Here is a 24392-nt window from a genome sequence, read left to right as displayed (position 1 = left end):
TCCTTCCGACGCCCCGACTCCCCTCACCCCGGCCCTCACCCCGGCCCCCGCTCCGGTGGCCGACCCCGGCGACGCCCCGTCGCGCGAGGACCGCGACGAGCGGCCGCAGTACGTGCTGCCGCTGGTCGTCCGGCTGGAGCGGGCCACTCCGCCGGGCCGGACGGACGCGCTGGAGACCTCGGCGCGGGCGGTGCTCACCCTGCTCGCCGACCCCCGGGTGACCGAGGCGGGCGGCGAGTGGGCGGAGCGGGTCGAGGCCTGGGAGGACGCCCGGATCCGCAAGGTGGTCCGGCGGGCCCGGGGCGGGGAGTGGCGCCGGGCCGGCGAGCTGCCGGGCGTCACGGTGCAGGGGCGGGAAGCCGAGGTGCGGGTGTTCCCGCCGGTCCCGCTGGACGGCTGGCCGAAGGAACTCGCCAAGCTCCAGGTGTCCGGGACGGACCTCGAGGAGACGACCGAGGTCGGCGCGCCCGAGCCGGGGCTGCCGGTGCTGTGGCTCAACCCCGAGCTGGAGATGAGCGCGGGCAAGACGATGGCGCAGACCGGGCACGCCGCCCAGCTCGCGTGGTGGCGGCTGGACGAGGCGCAGCGCAAGGAGTGGGCCGAGGCCGGCTTCGCGCTCGCGGTCCGGACGGCCTCGCCGGAGGCGTGGGAGGAGCTCGTCCGCAGCGGGCTGCCAGTGGTTCAGGACGCGGGCTTCACCGAGATCGCGCCCGGGAGCTGCACGGTGATCGCGGAGCACCCGGCGCTGCGGTGACGGGCTGACAGGCGACAGCGGACAGCCGACGGCTAACAGCTAACAGACGACAGCGAACAGATGACAGATTTCGAAATCTGTCATCTGTCATCTGTTCGCAGTTTGCTGTCGGCTGTCGTCCGTCAGCTGTGCTGGTACCGCCGCATCGCCCGGAGTCCGCCGTAGGCCGCCAGGGCCGTCCAGAGCGCCATGATCAGCAGCCCGGTCCAGTGGCCGTAGTGGATGCCCGGTTCGGTCTGGGTGCGCGTCGCGTAGAGGCCGGCCCGGTCGGGCAGGAACTGGCCGAGTTCCCGGACGCCGGGGATGGCGGCCAGCCAGGTGGTGCCCAGGAACACCATCGGGGTCAGCAGGCCGAGCGCGGCGCTGAAGTTGCCCAGCATCGCGGTCAGTCCGAGGCAGAGCAGCACCATCATCGGGTGGTACAGCACGCCGGCCAGGAAGCTGCGGGCCAGGCCCGGGGTGGAGAGGTCCAGGCCGACGGTGGTGCCGACGGCCAGGAACGAGCCCGCCGTCGAGGCCAGGCCGAGCAGCAGGCCCAGCCCGGCGCCGAGCGCGAGCTTGGCGCCGTACAGTCGGCCGCGCCGGGGGACGGCGGTGAGCGAGGTGCCGATCATGCGGGTGTTGAACTCCTGCCCGATCAGCAGGATGCCGAGGCAGGCCACCGCGACGTGGCCGAAGAGCAGCCCGTAGAAGATCCCGTTGGCCGGGTCCGGGGCGGGCGTGTGGTCCTTCGCCCCGTAGGCGGCGCTGACGGCGGCCGTGACGCCGACGGTCAGCGCCAGGGCGACCAGCGGGGCCGCCCACTGCGAGGGCAGGGTGGTGAACTTGACGCGTTCGGCGCGGAGGGCGCCGGCGAGCGTGCTCATGGTTTTCTCTCGTTTCCCGTTCGTCCGAGGTCACTTGGCGCCGATGCGGCGCAGCGCGCGCAGGCCGCCGTACGCCGCCAGCGCCGTCCAGAGCGCCATGATCAGCAGCCCGGTCCAGTGCCCGTACGCGACCTGCGGGTCGTCGGCGTAGCGCAGGGCGTACTGGCCGGCCCGGTCGGGCAGGAACTGGACGACCCGGCGGACCCCGGGTACTCCGCCGAGCAGTGGCGAGAGCAGGAAGACGGTCGGCACCAGCAGTCCCATGGCGGCGGTGAGGTTGCCCAGCAGCGCGGTCGCTCCGAGGCAGAGCACCACCAGCAGCGCCTGGTAGAGCACGCCGGCGACGGCGCTGCGCAGGAGGGCCGGCCCGTCCCAGGCGCCCGGGGCGGTGGCCGCGTAGCCGGCGAAGGCGCCCGCCGTGCCGACGGCGCCGACGGCGAGGCCGACCAGCGCGCCGAGCGCCAACTTGGCGCCGTACAGCCGGTTGCGGCGCGGGACGGCGGTGAGCGATACGTTGATCATGCGGGTGTTGAACTCCTGCCCGATCAGCAGGATGCCGAAGCAGGCCAGGGCCGCCTGGCCGAAGTTGAGCCCGTAGAAGACCCCGACGCTCGGGTCGTCGGTGATGCTGTGGTCCTTGCCGCCGATGGCCGCGCCGATGGCGGTGGTGACCCCGGCGGTCAGCAGTAGGGCGAGCAGCGGGGTGATCCAGAGCGAGCGGAGGGTGGTGAGCTTGATCCGTTCGGCGCGCAGGACGTGCAGGACGTGCGCGGAGCCGGCAACCGGTGTGCTCATGCGGAGGCCTCCGCGCGGTACTCGACGCTGTCGGCGGTCATCCGCATGAACGCCTCCTCCAGCGAGTCCTGTTGGACGGCGATCTCGTACAGCACCACCCCGTTGGCGGCGGCGAGCGCGGCGATCCGCTCGGGTTCGGCGCCGCTCACCTCCCAGGCGCCGCCGTCGACTTCGGTGGCGTCGAGGCCGTGGTCGTGGCCGGGGTCGCCGAGCAGGGCGGCGAGCTTGGCGGGGGCGACGGCGCGGACCCTGATCCGGGTCCGGCCGTGGCGGTCGATGAACTCGGAGGTGGCGGCGTCGGCGAGCAGTCGGCCGCGCCCGATCACCACCAAGTGGTCGGCGGTGAGCGCCATTTCGGTCATCAGGTGGGAGGAGACCAGCACCGCCCGGCCCTCGGCGGCCAGGTCGCGCAGCAGGGTGCGGATCCAGCGGATGCCTTCCGGGTCCAGGCCGTTGACGGGTTCGTCCAGCAGCAGCACCGGCGGGTCGCCGAGCAGGGCGGCGGCCACCCCGAGGCGCTGGCGCATGCCGAGCGAGAAGCCCCGGATCCGCCGTCCGGCCGCGTCCGCCAGGCCGACCTGGCCGAGCACCTCGTCGACCCGGCGGGCCGGCAGCCCGTTGCTCGCGGCGAGCCAGCGCAGGTGGCCGTGCGCGGTCCGGCCGCCGTGCATCGCCTGGGCGTCCAGCAGTGCGCCCACCGTCCGCAGTGGGGCGGGGAGTTCGGCGTACGGGCGGCCGTCGACCAGGGCGTGTCCGGCGGTCGGCCGGTCGAGGCCGAGGACCAGGCGCATGGTGGTGCTCTTGCCGGCGCCGTTGGGGCCGAGGAAGCCGGTCACCACGCCGGGTCGGACCTCGAAGGTCAGGTCGTCGACGACGCGCCGGCCGTCGTACTCCTTGGTCAGGCCCTGGATCTCGATCACGGCCCGCTCCCCTCGTCTCGTCGTCGGTGGTCTCCGCCGGTGCCCGCTGTGGCTGCCCCGGTCGGTGGCTCCATTCGACCGGAGCGGGCCGGTGCGGCGGATCCCGCCGGGGCGGGGAGCCGCCTCCCTCCCAGGAGGGAGGGCGCGGGCGACCGGCGCGGGATCCGGGGACGGGGGGCGACCTGGCAGGATGGCGCAATGTCCAAGATCGCAGCGCTGAGGGGCGCGAGCGCGGTGTCCGGAGGCTCCGCGCCGGGAAGTGCGGTGTCCAGGCTCGTCGCGCCGCTGGCGGCCGGCGTCACGTACGCGCGGCTGCTGCACCTGCTGGTGGGGTGGATCTTCGCGGGCGTGGTGCTGATGATCTATCCGGGGACGTACCGGAAGGGCCTCGGCGAGATCCTCACGGCGAGCGTACTGGTGGACTGCGTGCTGCTCGCGGCGCTCGCGCTCATCCCGGCGGCTCGGCGGGCGGAGGGGGTGCAGGCGCGGCTGCTGCTGGTGCCCGACCGCGAGGAGGACATCGCCGCCGAGCCCTCCCGCACCTGGGCCGACCGGCGGCGGACGGCGGGCTGGCTGATCGGCCGGGTCGCGCTCGGCTCGCTGGCCGGGTTCGTGCTCTCCCTCGGCTCCGCCGCGTGCTACGACCGGCTGACCGGTCCGGACGCGCTCTGGTACCTCCCGTTCGCCCCGCTGCTGGTACTCGGTTTCGGCTGGTTCCTGGTCCTCGCCGGGCGCCTCCAACTCGCCATGGCCGTACGACTGTTGGGCCCGTCTCCGACCGAGCGGCTGGCGGAGGCGGAGCTGCGGGCCGAACGCCTGCTGGAACGCAACCGGTTGGCCCGGGAGCTGCACGATTCGATCGGCCACGCACTGACGGTGACGGTCCTTCAGGCGGGCGCGGCGCGCGAGGTCGGGGACCCGGCCTTCGTCGCCAAGGCGCTCGAAGTCATCGAGGAGACCGGCCGACAGGCCATGGAGGACCTCGAACGCACCCTCGTGCTGCTGCGCGAGACCCCGGCCGGGGCGAACGGCGTGGCCACCGAACAGCCCGGGATCGACCAGCTGCCCGCGCTGTTCGACACCGCCCGGGCGGCCGGCAGCCCGGTGGAGGCGCGGATGGAGGTGCCACCCGGCACGCTGCCCGGGGTGCTCTCCCGCGAGTCGTACCGAATCGTCCAGGAGGGTGTCACCAACGCGCTCAAGTACGCACCCGGCGAACCGGTCGACATCCGGATCGCCGTATGGGAAGGGCAGTTGGAGCTGCGCTGCGCCAACCGGCTGCCCGGCGCCGGGCGTTCGGCGGTCGGCGCGGCCGGGCCTGTCGGTCCGGCCGGTTCGGCACGGCCTCCGGCGGGTGGTGCGGGCCGGGGCGCGACGCGCAAGGGCGGCAAGGGGCTGCGCGGCATCCGCGAGCGCGCCACGCTGCTCGGCGGGGAGGCGGCGGCGGGGGTGTCGCAGGAGGGCGGAGGGGAGTGGGTGCTGACCGTCCGGCTGCCCCTACGCTTGGGCTCGTGACGAACGATCCTGTGATGCGAGGCCCGGCCGGAGGAGCCGCGGGGATGACGGACATCCTGCTCGCCGACGACGAGGAACTGGTCCGGGCCGGCCTGCGGGCCGTCCTGGAGGCGCAGGGGGACCTGCGGGTGGTCGGCGAGGCGGCCGACGGCGCGGAAGCGGTCGCGCTGGCTCGCGCGCTGCGCCCGCACGTGGTGCTGATGGACGTCCGGATGCCCGTGCTGGACGGCCTGGCGGCCACCCGCGAGCTGCTGCGCCCCGGCGCACCGGAGGAGCGTCCGCCGAGGATCCTGGTCGTGACCACCTTCGAGAACGACGACTACGTCTACCAGGCGTTGCGCGCGGGCGCCGACGGCTTCCTGCTCAAGCGCACCCGCCCGGCCGAGATCGCCCACGCGGTACGGCTGGTGGCGGCGGGCGAGTCGCTGCTGTTCCCGGCCGCGATCCGCCGGCTGGCGGCCGGGCACGGCAACCCGACCGCCCGGGCGGTCATGGAGCGGGCGGCGCTGACCGGGCGCGAGGCGGAGGTGCTGCGGCTGGTCGCGCGGGGCCTGAGCAACGGGGAGATCGCCGAGCGGCTGTTCCTCGGCGTGCAGACGGTGAAGACGCACGTCAGCAGCGTGCTGGCGAAGCTGGGGGCGCGGGACCGCACTCAGGCGGTGATCGCGGCGTACGAGTCGGGGTTCGTCGAGCCCTCGGAGTGACGCGGTCTGACGATGTATCAGAGAAGGCCGCTCAGGCCGGGTAGGCGTGGGTCTGGGCGGCCTTGACCGAGGCCCAGACCGCGACGCCGGGCGCCAGCTCCAGCTCCGCGACGGCGGCCGGGGTCAGGTCGGCGGCCATCGGCAGGTCGCCGGCGAGTTCGACGCGGACCTGGTCGCCGTGCAGGTCGAGCCCGGTGACCTCGGCCTGCCAGAGGTTGCGCGCGCTGGTCCGCGGACGCTCCCGGTACAGCGTCACGGCGGAGGGCGGGAAGGCGACGAAGGCCGGACCGTCCAGCTCCTCGGTGGTGGCCAGCACCGTGCCGTCCGGGAGCGTGACCCGGGAGCCCTCGGCCCGGCCCTGGTACAGGTTCAGTCCGACCAGCCGGGCGATGTAGTCGGTGCGCGGGCGCCGGGCGACCTCCGCCGGGCTGCCGGACTGCACCTCGTGCCCGTCCTCGATCACCACCAGTCGGTCGGCCAGCACCATGGCGTCCAGCGGGTCGTGCGTCACCAGCACCGCCACCGCCTCGAACTCGGCCAGGTGGCGCCGCAGTTGGGCTCGTACGTCGAGCCGGGTGCGGGCGTCCAGGGCGGCCAGCGGCTCGTCCAGCAGGAGCAGCCGGGGGCGTACGGCGAGGGCTCGGGCGAGCGCCACCCGCTGGGCCTGGCCGCCGGAGAGCCGGCCGGGGCGGACCGTGGCGTGGTCGGCCAGGCCCATCCGCTCCAGCCAGTCGGCCGCCTCGGCCCGCGCCTCCCGCTTGGGGCGGCCCTGGCAGCGCGGGCCGAAGGCGACGTTGTCGAGCGCGCTCAGGTGCGGGAACAGCAGGTAGTCCTGGAACACCACGCCGACCGGCCGCTCCTCGGCCGGGGTGTGCACGCGCTGCGCCGGGTCCTCCAGGAGGCGGCCGTCCAGGCGCAGGTGGCCGCCGGTGAGCGGGAGCAGCCCGGCGAGGGCGCGCAGGGCGGTGGACTTCCCGGCGCCGTTGGGGCCGAGCAGCGCCACCACCTCGCCGGGGGCGGCGGTCAGCGCGAGGTCGAGGGCGAACGCGGCGCGCTCGACCCGCAGGCGGGCGTCCAGGGCGGGGCCGGGGCGGCTTTCGGTGCTCATCGGGGCGGCGTCCAGGTGTCCAGTGCGTCTGCTGCGTTCAGCGTGTCCGGGATGGCAGGTGGGGATGGGAGGGCGCGTGCGCTCGGGATGGTGCGGGTGGTCGGGATGGCGTGTGCGCTCGGGACGGCGCGGGCGGGCGGGGTCACGGCGTCGACAGCCAGCGGTCGCGCAGGCCGACCAGGACGGCGACGGAGACCACCAGCAGCACCAGCGACAGCGCGATCGCCGCCTGCGGGTCCGACTCCATGGCCAGGTAGACGGCCAGCGGCATGGTCTGGGTGCGGCCCGGGAAGTTGCCCGCGAAGGTGATCGTCGCACCGAACTCGCCGAGCGCCCGGGCCCAGGCCAGGACGGCCCCGGCGGCGATCCCCGGCGCGATCAGCGGCAGGGTGACCCGCCGGAACGCGGTCAGTCGGGAGGCGCCGAGGGTCGCGGCGGCCTCCTCGTAGCGGGGGTCGGCGGCCCGCAGCGCGCCCTCGACGCTGATCACCAGGAACGGCATCGCCACGAACGCCTCGGCGATCACGACCCCGGTGGTGGTGAACGGCAGCGTGATGCCGAAGGCCGAGTCCAGCCAGGAGCCGACGATGCCGCGCCGCCCGAGCACCAGCAGCAGCGCCACACCGCCGACCACCGGCGGCAGCACCAGCGGCAGGGTGACCAGCGCCCGGATCACCCGCCGGCCCGGCAGCTCGGTGCGGGCGAGCAGCCAGGCCAGCGGGACGCCCAGGACCAGCGACACGGCGGTGGCCGCGGTCGCGCTGATCAGCGACAGGCGCAGCGCGTCCCAGACGGCGGTGCTGGTGAGCTGCTCGGACAGGTCGCTCCAGGGCGCCCGGATCAGCAGGCCGACCAGCGGCAGGACCAGGAACGCCAACCCGAGCAGCGCCGGGAGCAGCAGGGCGACCGGGGCGCGGTGCGTCCGCGGGCGTCGGTTTCGCGGGGCGCGGCTTCGTGGGGCGCGGCTTCGTGGGTCGCGGCGCGGCGGGGCCGTCTCGGCTTCCGCCGCGCCGCCGCCGACGGTGCGGTTCCGACCGGAGTCGCCCCCGGAGTCGCGTCCGGAGCCGTCCCCGGAGCCGGTGGTGCGCTCGCTCACGGTGCCTGGAAGCCCGCCGCGGTCAGCACCTGCTTGGCCTCGGGCGACTGGACGTACGCGACGAAGGCGGCGGCGCCGTCCTTGTTCGGCGCCTTGGCGAGCGCGGCGATCGGGTAGTCGTTCACGGCCTTGTCGGCCTCGGGGAAGTCCACGCCGTCGATCTTCGCAGCATCGGCCTGCACATCGGTCCGGTACACCAGGGACGCGTCGACCTCGCCGAGTTCGACCTTGGTGAGCGCGCCCTTGACGTCCTGCTCCAGGGTGACCGGGGTGAGGTCGACGCCCGCCGCCTTGAGCGCGGTCTGGGCGGCGGCGCCGCACGGCACCTCCTTCGCGCACAGCGCGACCTTCACGCCGGAGGCGGTGAGGTCCTTGAGGCCCGCGATGTGCTTGGGGTTGCCCTTGGGGACGGCGATGGTGAGCGTGTTCCGGACGAAGGTCGTCGGCTGCCCGCTGGCACCGCCCGCGTCCGTCACGGTCTTCATGGTGGCCGGGCTGGCGGCGGCGAACACGTCCGCCGGGGCACCGGAGTTGATGCTGGTGGCGAGGCTGGAGCTGCCGCCGAAGTTGAAGGTGACCTTGGCGCCCGGGTTGGCGGCCTCGAACTTCTTGCCGAGCTCGGTGAAGGTCTCCTTGAGCGAGGCGGCGGCGAAGACGGTGATGGTGCCGGAGGCCTTCGGGACGCTGCTGCCCGCGGCGGAGGCGTTCGCGGAGGTGCTCGAAGAGGCCGAGGAACCGGAGGACTTGCCGCCGTCGCTGCCGCAGGCGCTGGCTCCGAGCCCGAGGACGAGGATCGCGGCGGTGGCGACGGCGAGCCTGCGGGCGGTGGGCGTACGGGTGCTCATCGGTGCTTCCCCTCCAGGGTGCGCGCCGGGAGGGGCGCGAGGGACGAGCCGCAGGTGCGGCCATTACGGCGATCATAGTGCCGCAAATGCGAGCGATAAATCCCCTGTCGGTTCGCACAGCTGGGGGCCGCAGGGGTCTCGGGGCTGCTGTGGGATGGCTCAACCGGGACTCGCGGGGCGGGGTGAGGACGGTGAGGGCGGTGAGGCGGTCAGGCTGGTGGGGCCGGTGGGCCGGTGGGCCGGTGGGGGCGCTGGCGAAGGGCGCGCGGTAATTGCGTCGCGCCGTGTGTGGTCGAACGGCCAGAGTGGTCGCCGTCCGTACGCACGGCCGGGCCGGTTGGACGCACGGCCGGGGCCGAACCAAGGGGAGGAGTCCGTCCATGTCCACGCTGCGCGTCACCGCCGAGAAGCTGGTCATCCTGGAGCACCCGAACGCCGATGCCCTGGAGCTCGCCCAGGTCGGCCTCTACCGGGCGGTGGTCGCGAAAGGCGCGTACCGGACCGGGGACCACGCCGTCTACATCCCCGAACAGTCCGTCCTCCCCGATGAGTTGATCGAGGAGCTGGGGCTGACCGGCAAGCTGGCCGGCGCCCTGGCGAACCGGGTGAAGGCGGTGCGGCTGCGCGGCGAGCTGTCCCAGGGCGTCGTCTGCCGGCCCGCCGCGCTCGCCGGCACCGACCTGGCCGTCGCGGCCGAGCGCGGCGAGGACTTCGCCGAGCTGCTCGGGGTCGTCAAGTGGCAGCCGCCGGTGCCGACGTCGATGAGCGGTGACGTGGTCAGCGCGCCGGGCCTGCTGCCCTGGGTGGACATCGAGAACCTCAAGCGCTACCCCGAGGCCTTCGCGCCGGGCGAGCCGGTCGTGCTGACCGAGAAGCTGCACGGCAGCTGCTGCCTGGTCACGTACACCGCCGCCACCGGCGAGGTGCGGGTGTCGTCCAAGGGCATCGGTGCGCAGGGGCTGGCGCTGGCCGAGGACGGGCGCAACCTCTACTGGCGGGCGGTGCGCGCGTACGACATCCCGGCGGTGGCGGCCCGGCTGGCGGAGCGCCTCGGGGCCGAGCGGGTCGGCATCTTCGGCGAGGTGTTCGGTGAGGGCGTGCAGGACCTGGGCTACGGCGCCTCGGCGCGCACCGAGCGGCCCGGATACGCCGCGTTCGACGTGTCGGCCCTCGTGGACGGGCAGCTGAACTGGCTTTCGGCGGCCGAACTGCTGGACGGGGAACTGCCGTTGGTGCCCGAGCTGTGGCGTGGGCCGTTCGATCCGGAGACCGTGCTGGGGTTCGCCCGGGGCCGGGAGACCGTCTCCGGGCGTGAACTGCACCTGCGCGAGGGCGTGGTGGTGCGGCCGGTCACCGAGCGCTGGAGCCCGGTGCTCGGCGGGCGGGCGATCGCCAAGGTGGTCAGCGAGGCTTACCTGACCCGCAAGGGGGGCACCGAGTACGAGTGAGACGGGCCCGGATCCGGTGGCCGGGCAGGTCGGCCCGGCCGACCGGTCCGGGTGCGGCTCCTCTCGGTGCTGACCGCCCGTCGGTAGAGGCGGCGGGTGAGTCCCCGTACAGAAGGAGTGCCGATGGCCACCGAAGTCCTCCCCGTTCCCGACCCCGGCCTCGTGCCCGCCCCCACCTCCGCGATACCCGTGCCGGCCGGGAACCCGCTGGTCGGATCGCTGTTCGACCTCACCCGCCGCCCGCTGCGCAGCTACCTCGCGGCCCGCCGCGACCACGGCGACGTGGTGCGCTTCCAGGCCGGGCCGCCCGGGCTGCGGGCCGACTTCTACGGGGTGTTCTCGCCGGAGGGCGTCCGCCAGGTGCTGGCGGGCGAGGCGGCCAACTTCCGCAAGGAGGACCCGTTCTACGACGAGCTCCGGAGCAGCGTCGGCAACGGGCTGCTGACCAGCCAGGACGCCGAGTACCAGCGCCAACGCCGAATGGTTCAGCCGCTGTTCACCCGGCGCCGGGTGGACGGCTACGCGGACGCGCTCGCGCAGGAGGCGCAGTCGCTCGCCGAGCGGTGGCGGGCGGTGCCCGGCGGGGTGGTGGACGCGGCGGACGAGACGTCCCGGTTCGCGCTGCGGGCGGTCGCGCGCATCCTCTTCGGCGCCGACGTGGAGGAGGCGATAGCGGTGGTCCACCGCAGCTTCCCGGTGCTCGGCGAGTACGTGAAGGAGCGCGGCTACGCCCCGGTCCGCCTCCCGCGCACCTGGCCGACGCCGGCCAACCGGCGCGGTGCCGAGGCCCAGCGGGCGCTGTACGGGGTCTGCGACCGGATCATCGCCGAACGGGCCGCGCGGGGCGGCGGCGACGAGGGCGCGGACGACCTGCTCACCCTGCTCGGCCGGGCCCGCGACGACCACGGCGAGCGGCTGGACCCGGCCGAACTCCGGGACCAGGTCCTGGTGTTCCTGCTCGCCGGGCACGAGACCACGGCCACCGCGCTGGCCTTCGCGCTGCACCTGCTGGCCAAGCACCCCGAGCAGCGGCGGCTCGCCCGCGAGGAGGCGCGGACCGTCCTGGCCGGGCGCGCGCCGACGGCGGCGGACCTGGACGCGCTCCCGTACATCACCCGGGTGCTGAAGGAGGCGATGCGGCTCTATCCGTCGGCGGCCCTGGGCGGGCGGCGGGCGGTCGAGGAGACCGTCATCGACGGGTACGTGATCCCGGCGGGGGCGCAGGTCGTCGTCGCGCCGCTGGTCACCCACCGGCACCCGGACCACTGGGAGGATCCGGAGCGCTTCGACCCGGACCGGTTCCTGCCGGAGGCGGAGCGGGCCCGGCACCGCTACGCCTGGTTCCCGTTCGGGGGCGGGCCGCGGGCCTGCATCGGGCAGCACTTCTCGATGCTGGAGGCGGTGCTGGCACTGGGGGTGCTGCTGCGGGACTTCGAGGTGGAGGCGGTGGACCGGAGGGTGGCGCTCGCCCAGGGGATCACGCTGCGGGCGGCGAGTCCGATGCGGATCCGGGTGACGGCTGACAGCTGACGGGGTTCAGCGAACAACGAACAGCGAACAGCGAACAACAGACAGCGGACAGATGACAGATTTCAAACTCTGTTATCTGTCTGTTGTCATCTGTGCGCCGTCCGCTGGGCAGACGACCGGAGCATTCGAACACATCACCCGGGTCTCGCGGGCAGCTTTTCAGATCTTTGTCTGACCGATTCCGGCCCCTCGATAGCGTCCCACGCACCCCAGGCCGGAAGCGCACATGCGGTTGGCATATGCCTTCGTATGCAGTCCGCCCGGCCCGGGGAGCCCGGGCGCACCGCGTACCGCCTCCGGGCCCGACCGGTCGACCGGAGGTCCCATGGGCACCATCAACCACCTCAGCTTCGGCTGGCTGACCCCCGCCCTCTCGTACCTGATGGCCTGCGCCGGCGCGGCCCTCGGGCTGCGCTGCACGCTGCGCGGCCTGGCCGCGAGCGGCCCGGCCCGGCGGAACTGGCTGGTCACGGCCGCCGCCGCGATCGGCTCCGGGATCTGGACCATGCACTTCGTCGCCATGTTCGGCTTCACCGTCGACGGCACCGAGCTGCGCTACAACGTGCCGCTGACCGTCCTCAGCCTCGTGGTCGCGGTGCTGGTCACCGGCCTCGGCCTGACCGTGGCCTGCTACGGCCGGCACCGCGGCCTCTCCCTGCTGTCCGGCGGCGTCACCACCGGTCTCGGCGTCGCCGCGATGCACTACCTGGGCATGGCCGCCCTCCGGATGCACGGTGGGCTGCACTACGACGCCGGGACGGTCGCGCTGTCCGTGCTGGTCGCGGTCGGCGCCGCCACCGCCGCGCTCTGGGCCGCCGTCACCATCCGCAACGTGTACGCGGCCGCGGCCGCCGCGATGGCCATGGGCCTCGCCGTCAGCTGCATGCACTACACCGGCATGGCCGCCGTCCACGTCCGGTTGGAACCGACCCGGACCGGCCTCGGTGGGGTCAGCCCGATGGAGTTCGTCTTCCCGCTCGCCGTCGGTCTCGGCTCGTTCCTCTTCCTCGCCTCGGCCTTCGTCGCGCTCTCGCCGACCGCCCAGGAGCGGGCCGGCTACCGGGAGGCCGGCGAGTTGGCCACCGAGGATCTGCCTGCCGGGCCCCCGTACCCCGAGTCCCCGTACCCCGAGCCCGCCCGGCAGGAGCTCGCCCCGGTCGAGGCCGGGCGGCGCGGCGGCGAACGGCACGGCCGCGCCGCCTGAGCCGCGCCCCCTCCAGCCCCCGCCCGCCTGCCCCCGCCCGCCTGCCCCCGCCCGCCTGCCCCCGTCCTCCAGCCTCTCCCTGCCCGAAAGGCTCCTCACCCATGCGAGAAGACCGCGGTACCGCCCCCGGTGCCCGTCGGGGTGCCCATGCCGGGCCGCCCGCCCGTCCACCGCGGCCCGGCCCGTGGCTGCGCGGCCTGCGCCCCCGGACCGTCCGCGCCCGGATCATCGCCCTGCTGATGGTTCCGGTCGTCTCCGTCATTGCCCTGTGGGGGTTCGCCACCGTCACCACCGCCCAGGGCGTCTGGGGCCTGATGCGCCAGCGCGACGCCCAGCGCACGCTGCTCACGCCGGTCGCGGAGACGGTCGCCGGGCTGCAAGCCGAACGCACGGCTGTCGGTCAGCTGCTGGCCGCCCCGGTGGCCGCCCCCAGCGCCGTCCGGGAGAGCGCCCTGCGCGAGGCGGCGGCGGCCACCGACCGGGCGCTCACTCCGCTGTTCCCGGACCCCCGCCGCCCCGACCGGGGCTACAACCGTGCCGATGCCCAGGGCCTGGGCGGGGACGCGGCCGCCCGGCTGGACGCGCTCGGCGGCTCCCTCGCCGCCCTGCCCGTCCTGCGCGACCGGGTCCTGGCCAGGAGCGTCGGCTGGCCCGAGGCGTACGCCGCGTACGGCGAGGCGGTGGACCGGGCGCTCGCCGCCGCCGGTGCCGTCGCGCCGCTCCAGGACCGCCGGGTGGCCGCCGACGCGCGGGTGCTGCTGGAGCTGGCCCGGTCCCGGGAACTGCTCGCCCGGGAGGACGCCCTGCTGCGCGCCGCCCAGCTGTCCGGCGGGCTCGGCGACGACCAGCTGCGGGAGTTCGCCGGCGCGGCCTTCGCCCGGCGCGAGTTCGAACGGGGCGCCGCCGCCGAGCTGAGCCCCGCCGACCGGGCGGCGCTGCTCGCCGTCACCGGCGGCCAGGACCACCGCGAGCTGGCCGGGTACGAGGACAGGGTGCGGACGGCCGCCGACGGCCGGACGGCGGTCGCGGCGGTGCCGGCCGACCGGTGGGCGATGGTCGCGGGCAATGTGGCCGGCGGCCTGCGGACCGTCGAGGACCAGGCCGGACGGCTCGCCGCCGAGCGCCAGGACCCGTACGCCCTGGGCCTGTTCACCCCGGCGGGGATGGCAGTGCTGCTCGGACTGGTCGGCGTGGTGGCCTCGTTGGTGATCTCGGTGCAGATCGGGCGCGGGCTGGTCACCGATCTGATCGGCCTGCGCAACTCGGCACTTGAGCTGGCTGGTCGCAAACTCCCGGCGACCATGCGGAAGTTGCGTGCGGGGGAGGAGGTGGACATCGAGGCCGAGGCGCCCCGGCCGGTGGGGCGGGGCGACGAGATCGGCCAGGTGCAGCGGGCGCTGGGCACCGTCCAGCGTGCGGCCGTCACGGCGGCGGTCGAGCGGGCCGAGGTGCTCTCCGGGGTCTCCGGTGTGTTCGTCAACCTCGCGCGCCGCAGCCAGGTCCTGGTGCACCGCCAACTCACCCTGCTGGACGCTATGGAGCGCCGCACCGACGACCCGTCCGAGCTGGCCGACCTGTTCCGCTTGGACCACCTCACCACCCGGATGCGCCGCCACGCCGAGGGCCTGATCATCCTCTCCGGGGCCGCTCCCGGGCGGGGTTGGCGTCGGCCCGTCCCGCTGGTGGACGTGGTGCGCGCGGCCGTCTCGGAGGTCGAGGAGTACGCCCGGGTCGAGGTCCACCCGCTGCCACGGGCCGCGGTGGTCGGCCACGCCGTCGCCGACCTCACCCACCTGGTGGCCGAACTCGTCGAGAACGCCACCGGGTTCTCCCCGCCGCACACCCGGGTGCACATCCGGGGCGAACGGGTCGGCAACGGCTTCGCGTTGGAGATCGAGGACCGCGGCCTCGGCATGGGCCCGGAGGTGCTGGCCTCGGCCAACCGCCGGATCGCCGCCGCAGAGCAGAGCGACCTCTTCGACAGCGACCGGCTCGGCCTGTTCGTGGTCAGCCGGCTCGCCCGGCGGCAGGACGTCAAGGTCTCGCTGGTGACCTCCGCGTACGGCGGCACCACGGCGGTGGTCCTGCTGCCGACCACGCTGCTGGCCGACGAGGCGGCCGAAGTGGAGGCGGAGGTGGGGGCGGAGGAGGCGCGGTACGGCTTCGAGCCGGTGCCGCCCCTGCCGCGCGCGGCGGCGCCGGGCGGCGTGGCGGTCGGGGCGGGACCGACGGAGCCGGTGTTCGCCGAGCGGGCACAGCACGGTGGCCCGGAGCGGGAGTTCACGCCGGTGCACGGTCACGCGGGGGAGCCGACGGGCGGTCCCAGCGGCGTCCCGAGCGGCGCCCTGAGCGGCGATCCGAGGCACCGGGAGCACCCGCGGGACAGGGCAGGTGACGGGCTTCCGGCGGCGGGTGGGCCGCCGCCGGAGGGTGGGGCGCTGCTGCCGTTCGGTGCCCGGGGCAGTGACCCCGGGCCGGTGCGCCGTACCCCCTACCGGGCCTCCGGTGCCCGGGTGGCCGGTCCGGCTGCGGACGGGGGCGCGGCTGCGGCCGCCCGTCCGCAGGCCGGGCCGCCGCAGCCGTACGGTGCGGAGCCGTACCGTACGGAACGCCGTTCGGAGCCGGTGCCCGGGCCTGGCTTGCGCGGTCCCCGTCCGGACAGTCAACGTCCGGACAGTCAACGACCGGACGGCCATCGACCGGACGGCCCCCAAGTCGATTCGGGCCCCGAGGAGTTGCCGCGCCGAACCCGCCAGGCGAGCCTCGCACCGCAGCTGCGCGAGGGCCCGGCCCGTCCGACCGCGCACAGTCGTCGTACGGCCGCCGCCACTGCGGCCGTGGCCTCGGCCGGCCCCGGCCCCGGCCCCGGGTCCGGCGACGGCTTCGGCGCCGCGGGCCGCAGCCCGGAGGAGGCGCGGGCGGCGATGTCGGCCTTCCAGAACGGATGGGCGCGCGGTCTGCACCCGGAGGTTCGGCGGGACGGGCAGCCCGCCGACGCTCCGCGGCCGCCGCGGGCGCGCCACCCCCAACCCCCGTCCCGACCCGAAGGAGAGCGTCCGTGATCGCCACCACCCACCGCGCGGGGGAGCTGAACTGGCTCCTCGACGAGCTGGTCCAGCGCGCCCCCGAGCTCCGCTTCGCCGTGATGCTCTCCGCCGACGGCCTGGCCATGGGCACCTCGGCCGGTCTGGCGCGGGAGGACGGGGAGCATCTGGCGGCCGTCGCCTCCGGCTTCCACAGCCTGGCCAAGGGCGCCGGCCGGCACTTCGGCGCCGGCGAAGTCCGCCAGACCATGGTCGAGTTGGAGGGCGGCTACCTGCTGGTCGCGGCGGCCGGGGAGGGCACCTGCCTCGCCGTGTTCACCACGGCCCGGGCCGACCTCGGCCTGGTCGCCTACGAGATGGCCAGGCTGGTCCGCCGGGTCGGGGAGCACCTGAGCTCCCCGCCGCGGACGGTGGGCGGCCGGTGAGTCCGGTGCCCCACCCGTCCCGGGGGCGACATCCCGAGCACCCGAGGGCCGAGCCCGACGGTCACCCCCGCAATCCGCTCGCGGCCGCCCACCGGGCCCGCTGGTACGACGACGACGCCGGGCCGCTGGTCCGCCCGTACGCGATGACCAGGGGGCGCACCGGGGCCGGGGAGCAGCGCTTCGACCTGATCGCCGTGGTGGTCGCCGAACTCCCCGACCCGGCGCTCGTACCAGACGCGCCCGAGCCGCCGGTCGGCCCGGAACAGGCGCGCATCCTCGCGCTGTGCCGGGGCACCCCGCTGTCCGTGGCCGAGCTGGCCGCCGAGCTCGACCTGCCGGTGGGCGTCGTGCGGGTGCTGCTCGGCGACCTGCTGGCGGCCGGGCTCATCCGGGTCCGCCGTCCCGTCCCGCCCGCCCTGCTCCCCGACGAGCGCATCCTCCAGGAGGTCATCCGTGGACTCCGTGCACTCTGACCACCCGTCCGACCTGCCTGATCCGTCGGTATCGTCCGACCCGTCCGATCCATACGGCCGGTCCGGTCCGTACGGCGGGTCGGACCCGTTCGATGCCGAGGATCCCGACGACGCCGTGCTGGCGCTCAAGATCCTGGTGGCGGGCGGCTTCGGGGTCGGCAAGACGACGCTGGTCGGCGCGGTCAGCGAGATCCGGCCGCTGCGCACCGAGGAGCGGCTGACCGAGGCCGGGCGGGAGGTGGACGACCTCGACGGCGTGGAGCGGAAGTCGACGACCACGGTGGCGATGGACTTCGGTCGGATCACCATCCGCGAGGGGCTGGCGGTCTACCTGTTCGGCACCCCGGGGCAGGACCGGTTCTGGTTCCTCTGGGACGAGCTGGCCCAGGGGGCGCTCGGTGCGGTGGTGCTCGCCGACACCCGCCGGCTGACCGACTGCTTCCCGGCCGTCGACTTCTTCGAGCACCGGGGCATCCCCTTCGTGGTCGCGGTGAACCGTTTCGCCGGGACACGGGAGTTCAGGCCGGAGGAGGTCGCCCGCGCGCTGGACCTGGACGCGGGTACGCCGGTGTTGTTGTGCGATGCGCGCCACCGGGCCTCGGGCAAGGAGGTGCTGATCAACCTGGTCGAGCACGCGGGCCGGGTGCACGCCGCCCGGCTGCTCGCGGACGTCTCTCCGGTGGGCTGAGGCGGCGGCGGGAGGTGTCGGCGGGCGGACGGCGTGCGGATGACAGCTGACAACTCACAACTAACAGATGACAGCTGACAGATTTCGAAATCTGTCAGCTGTCATCTGTCACCCGTCGACTCTCAGTGGTTCCGGGTCCGGCGGTTCAGCTGTGCCACTGGAACACGATCCGGGTCCAGCTGGACCCGGGGCAGTTGCCCCAGACCGCCCAGGCCTGCGGCCGCGCGCCGATCCACAGGCCGGTGCTCGACGAGCCGTCGGCACAGTAGGTGATGGTGCGCAGTCGTCCGGAGTAGACGTTGCAGGTCCCCTCCCAGCGCCAGCCGTAGTCGGCGGTGATGACGCAGCGGTAGGTCGCGGTCTCGACGGTGTTCCAGTCCGTGTCGGTCTTGGGGGTGATGGCCTGGGTCCGGACCGTCGCCGCGGCGGCCGGCAGGGCGGTGGTCCCGAGCACGCCGAGGGCGGCCGTGGCGGCCAGCCCGAACGTGGCGATCTTCCTGGCGATGCAACCTCGCACGGTGGTTCTCCTTGCTCAGGGGTTCTCGTCGGGCGGAGCCGTCCCCGGTCGCCGGGGTGTCCGCGCGGAGGTGAAGTCCCGCTTCCTGTGCGGTTGGTGACATGGTGCACACGAATGACTGCGCACAGTGAGACGACGAACTATGATGTGACCTGTGTCACAAGTCATTCGGTCGGCTCAAGACCCCTGTGGCCAGGGCGGACCGGGTGCTCGGGGTGCCGATTTCCGGGGAGAGCGGCATGGTGGATTGCAGCGGTCGAAATGCGGGCGGCGGACGGGAAGAGGGCTTCGGTCCGAGTGGGAGTAGCGGTCAATCGGCCGAATTCAACCGGGTGTTCACGGATCTCCTGCCCAGACTCCAGCAGGCGGCGGCCTCCCTCGCCGGCGGTCCGGTCGGCGCCGGGGACGTCGTCCACGAGGCGTACCTGCGGATCGCCCGCCGGCCGGAGCGCTTCCTCGGTCATCCGCAGCCGTACGCCTACGCGTTCACCACGATGGTGAACATCCTGCGCGACCAGTGGCGCCGGGAGCGCCGGCGGGTGTCGATGCCCGAGGTGCCGGAGGTGGGAGACGCCGTCGAGCGGGACCGGGGGGAGTCCGACCTCCGGTCCGGCGGGATGGCCGAGTTGCAGGCGCGCTGGGAGGTGGTCCGCCTGCTGGGCTTCCTGACCGTCAAGCAGGCCCGCGCGGTGGCGCTGGTGGACCTCGACGGCTACAGCGTCGACGAGGCCGCCGAGCTGCTCGGGCTGCACCGCAGCACGCTGGCCGTCACCCGGCGCCGCGCCCACGGCCGACTGCGCGCCGTCCTCCAGCGGGAACGCGAACGCGAGCGGGAGGCAGGGTGTGAACGCGAGCAGGAGCGGGGGTGCGAACAGGAGCGCGAGCGGGAGCACGAGCGGAGCTGAGGGTATGGCGGTGCGCGGGGCGGCGGGCGTACGAGCGCCGCCCCGACGCACCGAGCTGACGGCAAGTCAGCTGTTGCGCCGCCCCGGCCCGTACCCTGCGAATCGTGATCATCCACCAGCACGGCCGCCTGCGCGCACTGGCCGAGGACGGCCGCTGGCCCGAGTTGCTCGCCGCCTACCGGCAGGGCCGCGCGGCCGCCGTGGCGGAGGCGGGCGAGGAGGCCGCGGCCGTGCTGACCGCGCCGCTCGGCCACCTGATCGCCTACGCGGCGCCGCCCGAGCTGGCCGTCCGGCTGTTCGACCGGGACGGCGGCGCGGGGACGGCCGCCGGAGTGGCCGACCACGACGCCGGCCCGCTCTGGGAGGTGCTGGCGACCCGGCACTCCTGGCTGCGGCTGGCCCCGCTGCTCGGTCCGGTCCCGGTGCGACGGCTGGTCGCGCACACCCGGGCGCTGCTCGGCGAGGACCTCTCGTACGGGGCCGAGCCCGACCCGGAGGGTGTGCCGCTGCGCCTGGAGCCGTGGGAGGCGGCGGGCTGGGACGAGGCGGCCCGGGTGCGCGAGTACCTGCCCGGCGGGGGCGCGCGCAGTGCGCTGCTGACCCTGCCGGCCAGCCGGGAGGGCCTGGGCGAGGTGGAGCTGCCGCCGGTGGCGCGGTCGGCCGGACGGCCGGACGGGCCACCGGTCACCCGGGCCCTGGAGGGGCTGGGCGCGCTCGCGCCGTGGGCGGAGACGGCCTGCGTGCGCGGTCAGGCCCCGGCGGCGGCCGCCCTGCTGGCCCGCGACCGGCGGGTGGTCGGCGGGTACCTGCCGTTCGCGCTGGTCTACCCGGCGCTGGTGCGGTCCGCCGCCCTGGAGCGGGCGCGGGGCTGCGCGCACGGGAGGCTGGGGCTGTGGCGGGCGCTGGCCGCGATGGCCGGGGCGGACGGCCTGGACGGTCCGGACGGGGCAGGCGGGGCAGGCGGGGCAGGCGGGGTGGACCGGGGCGAGGTGAACGCGCTGGTGGACCGGATGCGCTGTTTCACCTGGCAGGAGCCGTCGGCCGGGCTGCACCATCTGCACGTCGTGCTGGAGGACCCGGTCGGCGGGGTGTCCTGGGTGGTCAGCGGCTCGCAGGACCTGTGACGAGCGGGCCGGGTACCTGTCCGGGCCCGACCGGGAACGTCGGCCGGACGGAAAAACGAGGACCCCCGGTCCGGCGCCGTTTCCGGGGGTTGGTGGGGGCGCCGGACCGGGGGAGTACGGGGGTCGCTGCCGGGGTCAGACCCCGGCGGTGGCCGCGCCCTGGGTGGCGGTGCCCCGGGTGGGGACAGCCTCGGGGGCGGTCTCGGGGGCGGTCTCGGGAGTGGCCTCGGGGGCGTCGGCCGTGGGGCCGTCCGACGCGGCGGCGGGACCGGAGGCCGCACCGTGGGAGTCGACCAGCGTCAGCTCGTCGAACGGCAGCTCACCGGCCAGCACCCGCCGGGCGCGCTCGGCGTCGATCTCGCCGGTCCAGTGCCCGATCAGCACGGTCGCGACGGCGTTGCCCGCGAAGTTGGTGAGCGCGCGGGCCTCCGACATGAAGCGGTCGATGCCGACGATCAGGCCGACCCCGTCCACCAGCGCGGGCTTGTGCGACTGGAGCCCGCCCGCGAGGGTGGCCAGGCCGGCGCCGGTGACCCCGGCCGCGCCCTTGCTCGCGATCACCATGAAGACCAGCAGCGAGAGCTGTTCGCCGAGCGACATCGGCTTGTCCATCGCCTCGGAGATGAAGATCGACGACATGGTCAGGTAGATGGCGGTGCCGTCGAGGTTGAAGCTGTAGCCGGTCGGCACGGTGATGCCGACGACCGGGCGGCTGACGCCCAGGTGCTCCATCTTGGCGATCAGGCGGGGCAGCGCGCTCTCGGAGGAGGAGGTGGAGAGGATCAGCAGGAACTCGCGGCCGAGGTACTTCAGCAGCGCGAACACGTTGACCCCGGCGACCAGGCGCAGCAGCGTGCCCAGCACCACGACGACGAAGAGCACGCAGGTGACGTAGAAGCCGATCATGATGACGGCCAGGCTCTTCAGCGCGGCGGTGCCGGTGGCGCCGACCACGGCGGCCATCGCACCGAAGGCGCCGACCGGCGCGACCCACATGATCATCGACATGACCCGGAAGACCAGCCGCTGCACGTGCTCGATCCCGCGCAGCACCGGCGCGCCGGCCGGGCCCATCGCCTGGAGGGCGAAGCCGGTGAGCAGGGCGACCAGCAGGGTCTGGAGCACCTTGCCCTGGGTCAGGGCGGAGAACAGCGTCTCGGGGATCATCCCGAGCAGGAAGTCGGCGGTCGACTGGGCGCCGCCGGCGGCCGCCTGGGCGTGGCCGGACTTGGCGAGCGCGGCGGTCAGGTGCAGGCCGCCGCCGGGCTCCAGCAGGTTGCCGACGACCATGCCGATGGCCAACGCGACGGTCGACATGGCGAGGAAGTAGCCGAGGGCGAGGCCGCCGACCTTGCCGACCTTCGCGGCCTTGGTCACCGAGCCGATGCCCAGGACGATGGTGCAGAAGATCACGGGGCTGATCATCATCTTGATCAGGTTGACGAAGCCCGTGCCGATCGGCTTCAGCTCCACGGCGAAACCGGGGGCGGCCAGGCCGACCACCACACCCGCGACCACCGCGGCGATCACGGCGATGTAGAGGTAGTGGGTCCGGTCCTTGCGTCTGGGTCCCGCCGCCGCGGCGGCTCCAGTGATCGACATCTGCGGCTCCCTTGCCGTGCAGTCCTGGTGGCCCCGGGGGGATGGGCCGCTCTGACTATGGGCTCCGAGGTGACGGAGGTCACGTTTGCGTTCATAGAGTTCATGAACGGCGCGGGCGGCCCGGCTGTCCGACCCGGCTGTCCGACCCGGCTGTCCGACCCGGATGTCCGGCCCGGAGGCCCGGCCCGCGAACGGTGCGGCCCGCGAACGGTGCGGGCCGGACGGCCCTCGGGGGCGCCCGGGGGCGTGGTGCACACTGGCAGGCATGTCCGAGCGCACCGCCCCCACCGCCCCGCGCCGCCGTTCGCACCGGCCGACGGGCCGCGGTCCCCGGCGGCTGGTCCGCAGCCTGGCCGGGCAGCTGTTCGTCGTCCAGGTGGTGATCGTCGCCGCCGTGGTCGCCGGTGGCGCGGTGCTCGCGTACCTCTTCACCGCCGACCGCGCCGAGGACGCCGCCCGTCGCCAGGTCACCGCGGTCGCGCACGCCGTCGCCGACTCGCCGTCCGTCCGGGCCGCCGTCGGCGCCCCCGACCCGACCGCAGCGCTCCAGCCGTACGTCGAGCAGGTGCGGGCCGACACCGGGGTCTCCTTCATCACCGTCATGGACACCGACGGCGTGCGCTGGACGCACCCGCTGCCCGAGCAGATCGGCCGGACCTACCTCGGGCACATCGACTGGGCGCTCGCCGGGCAGACCCGCAGCGAGACGTACACCGGCACGCTCGGCCCGTCCGTGCGGGTGGTCGCCCCGGTGTGGGACGAGCGGCACCGGGTGGTCGCGCTGGTCAGCGCGGGCCTCACGGTGGAGTCGATCTCCGCGCAGCTGAGCGGTCCGCTGCTCGCCCTGGTGGGGGTGGCGGTCGCCGCGCTCGCGGTCGGCGGCGTCGGCACCTATCTCGCCAACTCCCGGCTGCGGCGGCACACCCATGGGATGGGGCCGGACCAGCTGAGCCACCTCTACGAGTACCACCAGGCGACCCTGCACGCGGTGCGCGAGGGACTGGTCCTGCTGGACCGCTCGCACCGGGTGGTGCTCTGCAACGACGCCGCCCGTGAACTGCTCGGTCTGACCGGCGACCTGGACGGTCGACCGGTGGTGGAACTGGGCCTGCCGGAGGCGCTGGTGGCGGCCGTGCTGGGGGAGGAGCCCGTCCGGGACGAGGTGCACCTGACCGCCGAGCGCGTCGTGGTGCTGAACACCTCCACCATCGGCACCGGCCCCGGCCTCGGCCGTGTGGTGACCCTCCGGGACCACACCGAACTCCAGGCGCTCAGCGGGGAGTTGGACTCGGTGCGGTGCTTCACCGAGGCGCTCGGCGCGCAGGCGCACGAAGCCGCCAACCGGTTGCACGCGGTGGTCTCGCTGATCGAACTCGGCCGCCACGAACAGGCGGTGGAGTTCGCCACCGCCGAACTCGAACTCGCCCAACAGCTCACCGACCGGGTGGTCGCGGCGGTGGGCGAGCCGGTGCTGGCCGCGCTGCTGCTCGGCAAGGCCGCCCAAGCCGCCGAACGGGGCGTGGAGTTGACGCTCACCGAGGACAGCCGGATCGACGACGGGGTGCTGCCGCCCGGCCTCTCCGCACGGGACCTGATCACCGTCCTCGGCAACCTGATCGACAATGCCGTGGACGCCGCCATCGCCGGCGCGGCCGAGAGCCCCGTCCCGCCGGAGGTCACCGTCACGGCGCGGATCGCCGGCGGTCGGGACTGCACCGGCGGGGATGGGGGTAACGGCGCCGGGGTGCCCGGCGCCTGCCTGCTGCTGCGGGTCGCCGACACCGGCGCGGGGATCGACCCGGGCGCGGTCGAGGACGTCTTCCGGCGGGGCTGGAGCACCAAGCAGGACGGGCACGGGCTCGGGCTGGCGCTGGTCGCCCAGACCGCCCGGCGCAACGGCGGCACCGTCGAGGTCGGACGGGAGCGCGGCGCGGTGCTCACGGTGCGGCTGCCGCTGGCCGGACGGCCGGGCGGGCCGGGAGGGCCCGGTGGCGAGCCGGGGGAGCCCGCCGACCGGCCCGGTGGGTCGAGCGGTCGGGAGCGGGAAGGGGCCCTGGCGTGAACGGCACCGCCCACACAGCCGCCGCCGGGGCGGGGATCTCCGTCCTGGTGGTCGAGGACGACCCGGTGGCCGCCGCCGCGCACACCCTCTACGTCCGGCGGGAGCCCGGCTTCCACGCCGCCGGGACGGTCCACAGCTGCGCCGACGCGCTGCGCTTCCTGGACCGGGCCCGCGCCGCCGGGACGCCCGTCGACCTCACCCTGCTCGACCTCTACCTGCCGGACGGCCACGGGCTCCAGCTCTGTCGTACGCTGCGCGCGGCCGGCCACAGCACCGACGTCATCGCGGTGACCTCGGCCCGCGACCTCGCGATGGTCCGGCAGGCGGTCTCGGCCGGCGTCGTGCAGTACCTGCTGAAGCCGTTCAGCGCGGCCGCCCTGCACGACCGGCTGGAGCGCTACGCCCGCTACCGCGACAGCCTCGGGCGCAGCGGGGAGGCGACCGGGCAGGAGGAGGTCGACCAGGCGTTCGCCCTGCTCCGCACGCCGGAGCGCAGCACCCTGCCCAAGGGGCTGAGCGCGCCCACCCTGGACACCGTCGCCTCGGTCCTGCGCGAGGCGGCCACCGGGTTGTCGGCGGCGGCCGCGGGCGCGGCGGCCGGGGTCTCCCGGATCACCGCGCGGCGCTACCTGGAGCACCTGGTGGAGACCGGGTGCGCGGTGCGGGAGCCGCAGTACGGGAGCGTCGGGCGGCCGGAGCTCTGCTACCGGTGGCGGCACCGGACCTGAGGGGCGGGGCCCGAGGAGCCGGGCCTGAGGAACCGGACC

At 74.8% G+C, this 24392-nt stretch carries 22 protein-coding genes; 14 read left to right on the top strand and 8 right to left on the bottom strand.

The features are described from left to right. The first annotated feature begins 55 nt into the window (after positions 1-55). On the top strand, positions 56-754 hold the full coding sequence (locus ACFVXH_RS04600) for an aminoacyl-tRNA hydrolase (protein WP_387820579.1): 699 nt from the start codon (positions 56-58) through the stop codon (positions 752-754). A gap of 122 nt (positions 755-876) precedes the next feature. Here ACFVXH_RS04600 and ACFVXH_RS04595 read toward each other — a convergent pair whose 3' ends face one another. From ACFVXH_RS04595 to ACFVXH_RS04585, 3 genes are read right to left on the bottom strand one after another with little or no spacing between them, the layout of a single operon-like run. Then, complete coding sequence (locus ACFVXH_RS04595; RefSeq protein ID WP_375873381.1) at positions 877-1620, bottom strand: hypothetical protein; 744 nt, start codon at positions 1618-1620, stop codon at positions 877-879. A gap of 30 nt (positions 1621-1650) precedes the next feature. Further along, positions 1651-2415, bottom strand: a complete 765-nt coding sequence (locus ACFVXH_RS04590) for a hypothetical protein (RefSeq protein ID WP_380737475.1) — start codon at positions 2413-2415, stop codon at positions 1651-1653. Beyond that, positions 2412-3335 carry an ATP-binding cassette domain-containing protein gene (locus ACFVXH_RS04585; protein ID WP_380737473.1) on the bottom strand — a complete coding sequence of 308 codons (924 nt, stop codon included), beginning with the start codon at positions 3333-3335 and terminating at the stop codon, positions 2412-2414. The genes ACFVXH_RS04590 and ACFVXH_RS04585 overlap by 4 nt, the downstream gene beginning before the upstream one ends. Positions 3336-3533: 198 nt before the next feature. Here ACFVXH_RS04585 and ACFVXH_RS04580 point away from each other — a divergent pair, with 198 nt between their 5' ends. Both ACFVXH_RS04580 and ACFVXH_RS04575 read left to right on the top strand, forming a co-directional pair. Next, complete coding sequence (locus tag ACFVXH_RS04580) at positions 3534-4850, top strand: sensor histidine kinase (RefSeq protein ID WP_387820168.1); 1317 nt, start codon at positions 3534-3536, stop codon at positions 4848-4850. Between the two features lie 44 nt (positions 4851-4894). Then, positions 4895-5554 carry a response regulator gene (locus ACFVXH_RS04575; RefSeq protein ID WP_375873384.1) on the top strand — a complete coding sequence of 220 codons (660 nt, stop codon included), beginning with the start codon at positions 4895-4897 and terminating at the stop codon, positions 5552-5554. Positions 5555-5585: 31 nt separating this feature from the next. On the opposite strand, the gene ACFVXH_RS04570 is transcribed toward ACFVXH_RS04575, so the two are convergent. From ACFVXH_RS04570 to modA, 3 genes are all read right to left on the bottom strand, one after another. Further along, positions 5586-6662, bottom strand: coding sequence for an ABC transporter ATP-binding protein (locus ACFVXH_RS04570; RefSeq protein ID WP_375873385.1), 1077 nt, complete (start codon positions 6660-6662; stop codon positions 5586-5588). 142 nt (positions 6663-6804) lie between these two features. After that, complete coding sequence (locus tag ACFVXH_RS04565) at positions 6805-7758, bottom strand: ABC transporter permease (protein ID WP_387820166.1); 954 nt, start codon at positions 7756-7758, stop codon at positions 6805-6807. Continuing rightward, positions 7755-8603 (bottom strand): molybdate ABC transporter substrate-binding protein, encoded by an 849-nt coding sequence (modA, locus tag ACFVXH_RS04560; protein ID WP_387820164.1) that lies wholly within the window; start codon positions 8601-8603, stop codon positions 7755-7757. The genes ACFVXH_RS04565 and modA overlap by 4 nt, the downstream gene beginning before the upstream one ends. 380 nt (positions 8604-8983) lie before the next feature. Here modA and ACFVXH_RS04555 point away from each other — a divergent pair, with 380 nt between their 5' ends. The 7 genes from ACFVXH_RS04555 to ACFVXH_RS04525 all read left to right on the top strand — a co-directional run bounded on the left by ACFVXH_RS04555 (position 8984) and on the right by ACFVXH_RS04525 (position 17415). Then, positions 8984-10051, top strand: a complete 1068-nt coding sequence (locus ACFVXH_RS04555; protein WP_387820162.1) for an RNA ligase (ATP) — start codon at positions 8984-8986, stop codon at positions 10049-10051. Positions 10052-10174: 123 nt separating this feature from the next. After that, positions 10175-11581, top strand: a complete 1407-nt coding sequence (locus ACFVXH_RS04550) for a cytochrome P450 (protein ID WP_375873388.1) — start codon at positions 10175-10177, stop codon at positions 11579-11581. A gap of 325 nt (positions 11582-11906) precedes the next feature. Continuing rightward, entirely contained in the window at positions 11907-12785 is an 879-nt protein-coding gene (locus tag ACFVXH_RS04545) for an MHYT domain-containing protein (protein WP_387820160.1), read from the top strand. Positions 12786-12886: 101 nt separating this feature from the next. Further along, positions 12887-15847, top strand: coding sequence for a nitrate- and nitrite sensing domain-containing protein (locus tag ACFVXH_RS04540; RefSeq protein ID WP_387820158.1), 2961 nt, complete (start codon positions 12887-12889; stop codon positions 15845-15847). Continuing rightward, on the top strand, positions 15844-16254 hold the full coding sequence (locus ACFVXH_RS04535) for a roadblock/LC7 domain-containing protein (RefSeq protein ID WP_387820156.1): 411 nt from the start codon (positions 15844-15846) through the stop codon (positions 16252-16254). The genes ACFVXH_RS04540 and ACFVXH_RS04535 overlap by 4 nt, the downstream gene beginning before the upstream one ends. Positions 16255-16379: 125 nt before the next feature. Continuing rightward, positions 16380-16727: a DUF742 domain-containing protein gene (locus ACFVXH_RS04530; RefSeq protein ID WP_049651866.1), complete on the top strand. Its 348-nt coding sequence runs from the start codon at positions 16380-16382 to the stop codon at positions 16725-16727. 115 nt (positions 16728-16842) lie between these two features. Beyond that, positions 16843-17415: an ATP/GTP-binding protein gene (locus ACFVXH_RS04525; RefSeq protein ID WP_049651867.1), complete on the top strand. Its 573-nt coding sequence runs from the start codon at positions 16843-16845 to the stop codon at positions 17413-17415. A 145-nt stretch (positions 17416-17560) separates the two neighbouring features. Here ACFVXH_RS04525 and ACFVXH_RS04520 read toward each other — a convergent pair whose 3' ends face one another. After that, on the bottom strand, positions 17561-17932 hold the full coding sequence (locus ACFVXH_RS04520; RefSeq protein ID WP_387820154.1) for a hypothetical protein: 372 nt from the start codon (positions 17930-17932) through the stop codon (positions 17561-17563). A 332-nt stretch (positions 17933-18264) separates the two neighbouring features. Here ACFVXH_RS04520 and ACFVXH_RS04515 point away from each other — a divergent pair, with 332 nt between their 5' ends. Together ACFVXH_RS04515 and ACFVXH_RS04510 are read left to right on the top strand one after the other, a co-directional pair. After that, a complete protein-coding gene (locus tag ACFVXH_RS04515; protein ID WP_387820152.1) occupies positions 18265-18837 on the top strand; it encodes an RNA polymerase sigma factor in 573 nt (190 codons plus the stop codon). Positions 18838-18941: 104 nt separating this feature from the next. After that, positions 18942-19961 carry a hypothetical protein gene (locus ACFVXH_RS04510; protein WP_387820150.1) on the top strand — a complete coding sequence of 340 codons (1020 nt, stop codon included), beginning with the start codon at positions 18942-18944 and terminating at the stop codon, positions 19959-19961. A gap of 135 nt (positions 19962-20096) precedes the next feature. On the opposite strand, the gene ACFVXH_RS04505 is transcribed toward ACFVXH_RS04510, so the two are convergent. After that, positions 20097-21563, bottom strand: a complete 1467-nt coding sequence (locus ACFVXH_RS04505; protein ID WP_387820148.1) for a cation:dicarboxylate symporter family transporter — start codon at positions 21561-21563, stop codon at positions 20097-20099. 265 nt (positions 21564-21828) lie between these two features. Here ACFVXH_RS04505 and ACFVXH_RS04500 point away from each other — a divergent pair, with 265 nt between their 5' ends. Both ACFVXH_RS04500 and ACFVXH_RS04495 read left to right on the top strand, forming a co-directional pair. Then, a complete protein-coding gene (locus ACFVXH_RS04500) occupies positions 21829-23625 on the top strand; it encodes an ATP-binding protein (RefSeq protein ID WP_387820146.1) in 1797 nt (598 codons plus the stop codon). Then, positions 23622-24353, top strand: coding sequence for a response regulator (locus ACFVXH_RS04495; RefSeq protein ID WP_074004254.1), 732 nt, complete (start codon positions 23622-23624; stop codon positions 24351-24353). The genes ACFVXH_RS04500 and ACFVXH_RS04495 overlap by 4 nt, the downstream gene beginning before the upstream one ends. The last annotated feature ends 39 nt before the right edge of the window (positions 24354-24392 follow it).

This window comes from Kitasatospora sp. NPDC058184 (genome assembly GCF_042883725.1).
In the GTDB taxonomy this organism is placed as follows: domain Bacteria; phylum Actinomycetota; class Actinomycetes; order Streptomycetales; family Streptomycetaceae; genus Kitasatospora.
Note: the sequence above shows the minus strand (reverse complement) of the source record. Positions and strands in the feature narration are given on the sequence as shown.

Coding starts and splice junctions, on each gene's coding strand:
- ACFVXH_RS04595 (WP_375873381.1), bottom strand. CDS start 1,620: ATGAGCACGCTCGCCGGCGCCCTCCGCGCCGAACGCGTCAAGTTCACC.
- ACFVXH_RS04590 (WP_380737475.1), bottom strand. CDS start 2,415: ATGAGCACACCGGTTGCCGGCTCCGCGCACGTCCTGCACGTCCTGCGC.
- ACFVXH_RS04580 (WP_387820168.1), top strand. CDS start 3,534: ATGTCCAAGATCGCAGCGCTGAGGGGCGCGAGCGCGGTGTCCGGAGGC.
- ACFVXH_RS04575 (WP_375873384.1), top strand. CDS start 4,895: ATGACGGACATCCTGCTCGCCGACGACGAGGAACTGGTCCGGGCCGGC.
- ACFVXH_RS04570 (WP_375873385.1), bottom strand. CDS start 6,662: ATGAGCACCGAAAGCCGCCCCGGCCCCGCCCTGGACGCCCGCCTGCGG.
- modA (WP_387820164.1), bottom strand. CDS start 8,603: ATGAGCACCCGTACGCCCACCGCCCGCAGGCTCGCCGTCGCCACCGCC.
- ACFVXH_RS04555 (WP_387820162.1), top strand. CDS start 8,984: ATGTCCACGCTGCGCGTCACCGCCGAGAAGCTGGTCATCCTGGAGCAC.
- ACFVXH_RS04550 (WP_375873388.1), top strand. CDS start 10,175: ATGGCCACCGAAGTCCTCCCCGTTCCCGACCCCGGCCTCGTGCCCGCC.
- ACFVXH_RS04545 (WP_387820160.1), top strand. CDS start 11,907: ATGGGCACCATCAACCACCTCAGCTTCGGCTGGCTGACCCCCGCCCTC.
- ACFVXH_RS04540 (WP_387820158.1), top strand. CDS start 12,887: ATGCGAGAAGACCGCGGTACCGCCCCCGGTGCCCGTCGGGGTGCCCAT.
- ACFVXH_RS04505 (WP_387820148.1), bottom strand. CDS start 21,563: ATGTCGATCACTGGAGCCGCCGCGGCGGCGGGACCCAGACGCAAGGAC.
- ACFVXH_RS04500 (WP_387820146.1), top strand. CDS start 21,829: ATGTCCGAGCGCACCGCCCCCACCGCCCCGCGCCGCCGTTCGCACCGG.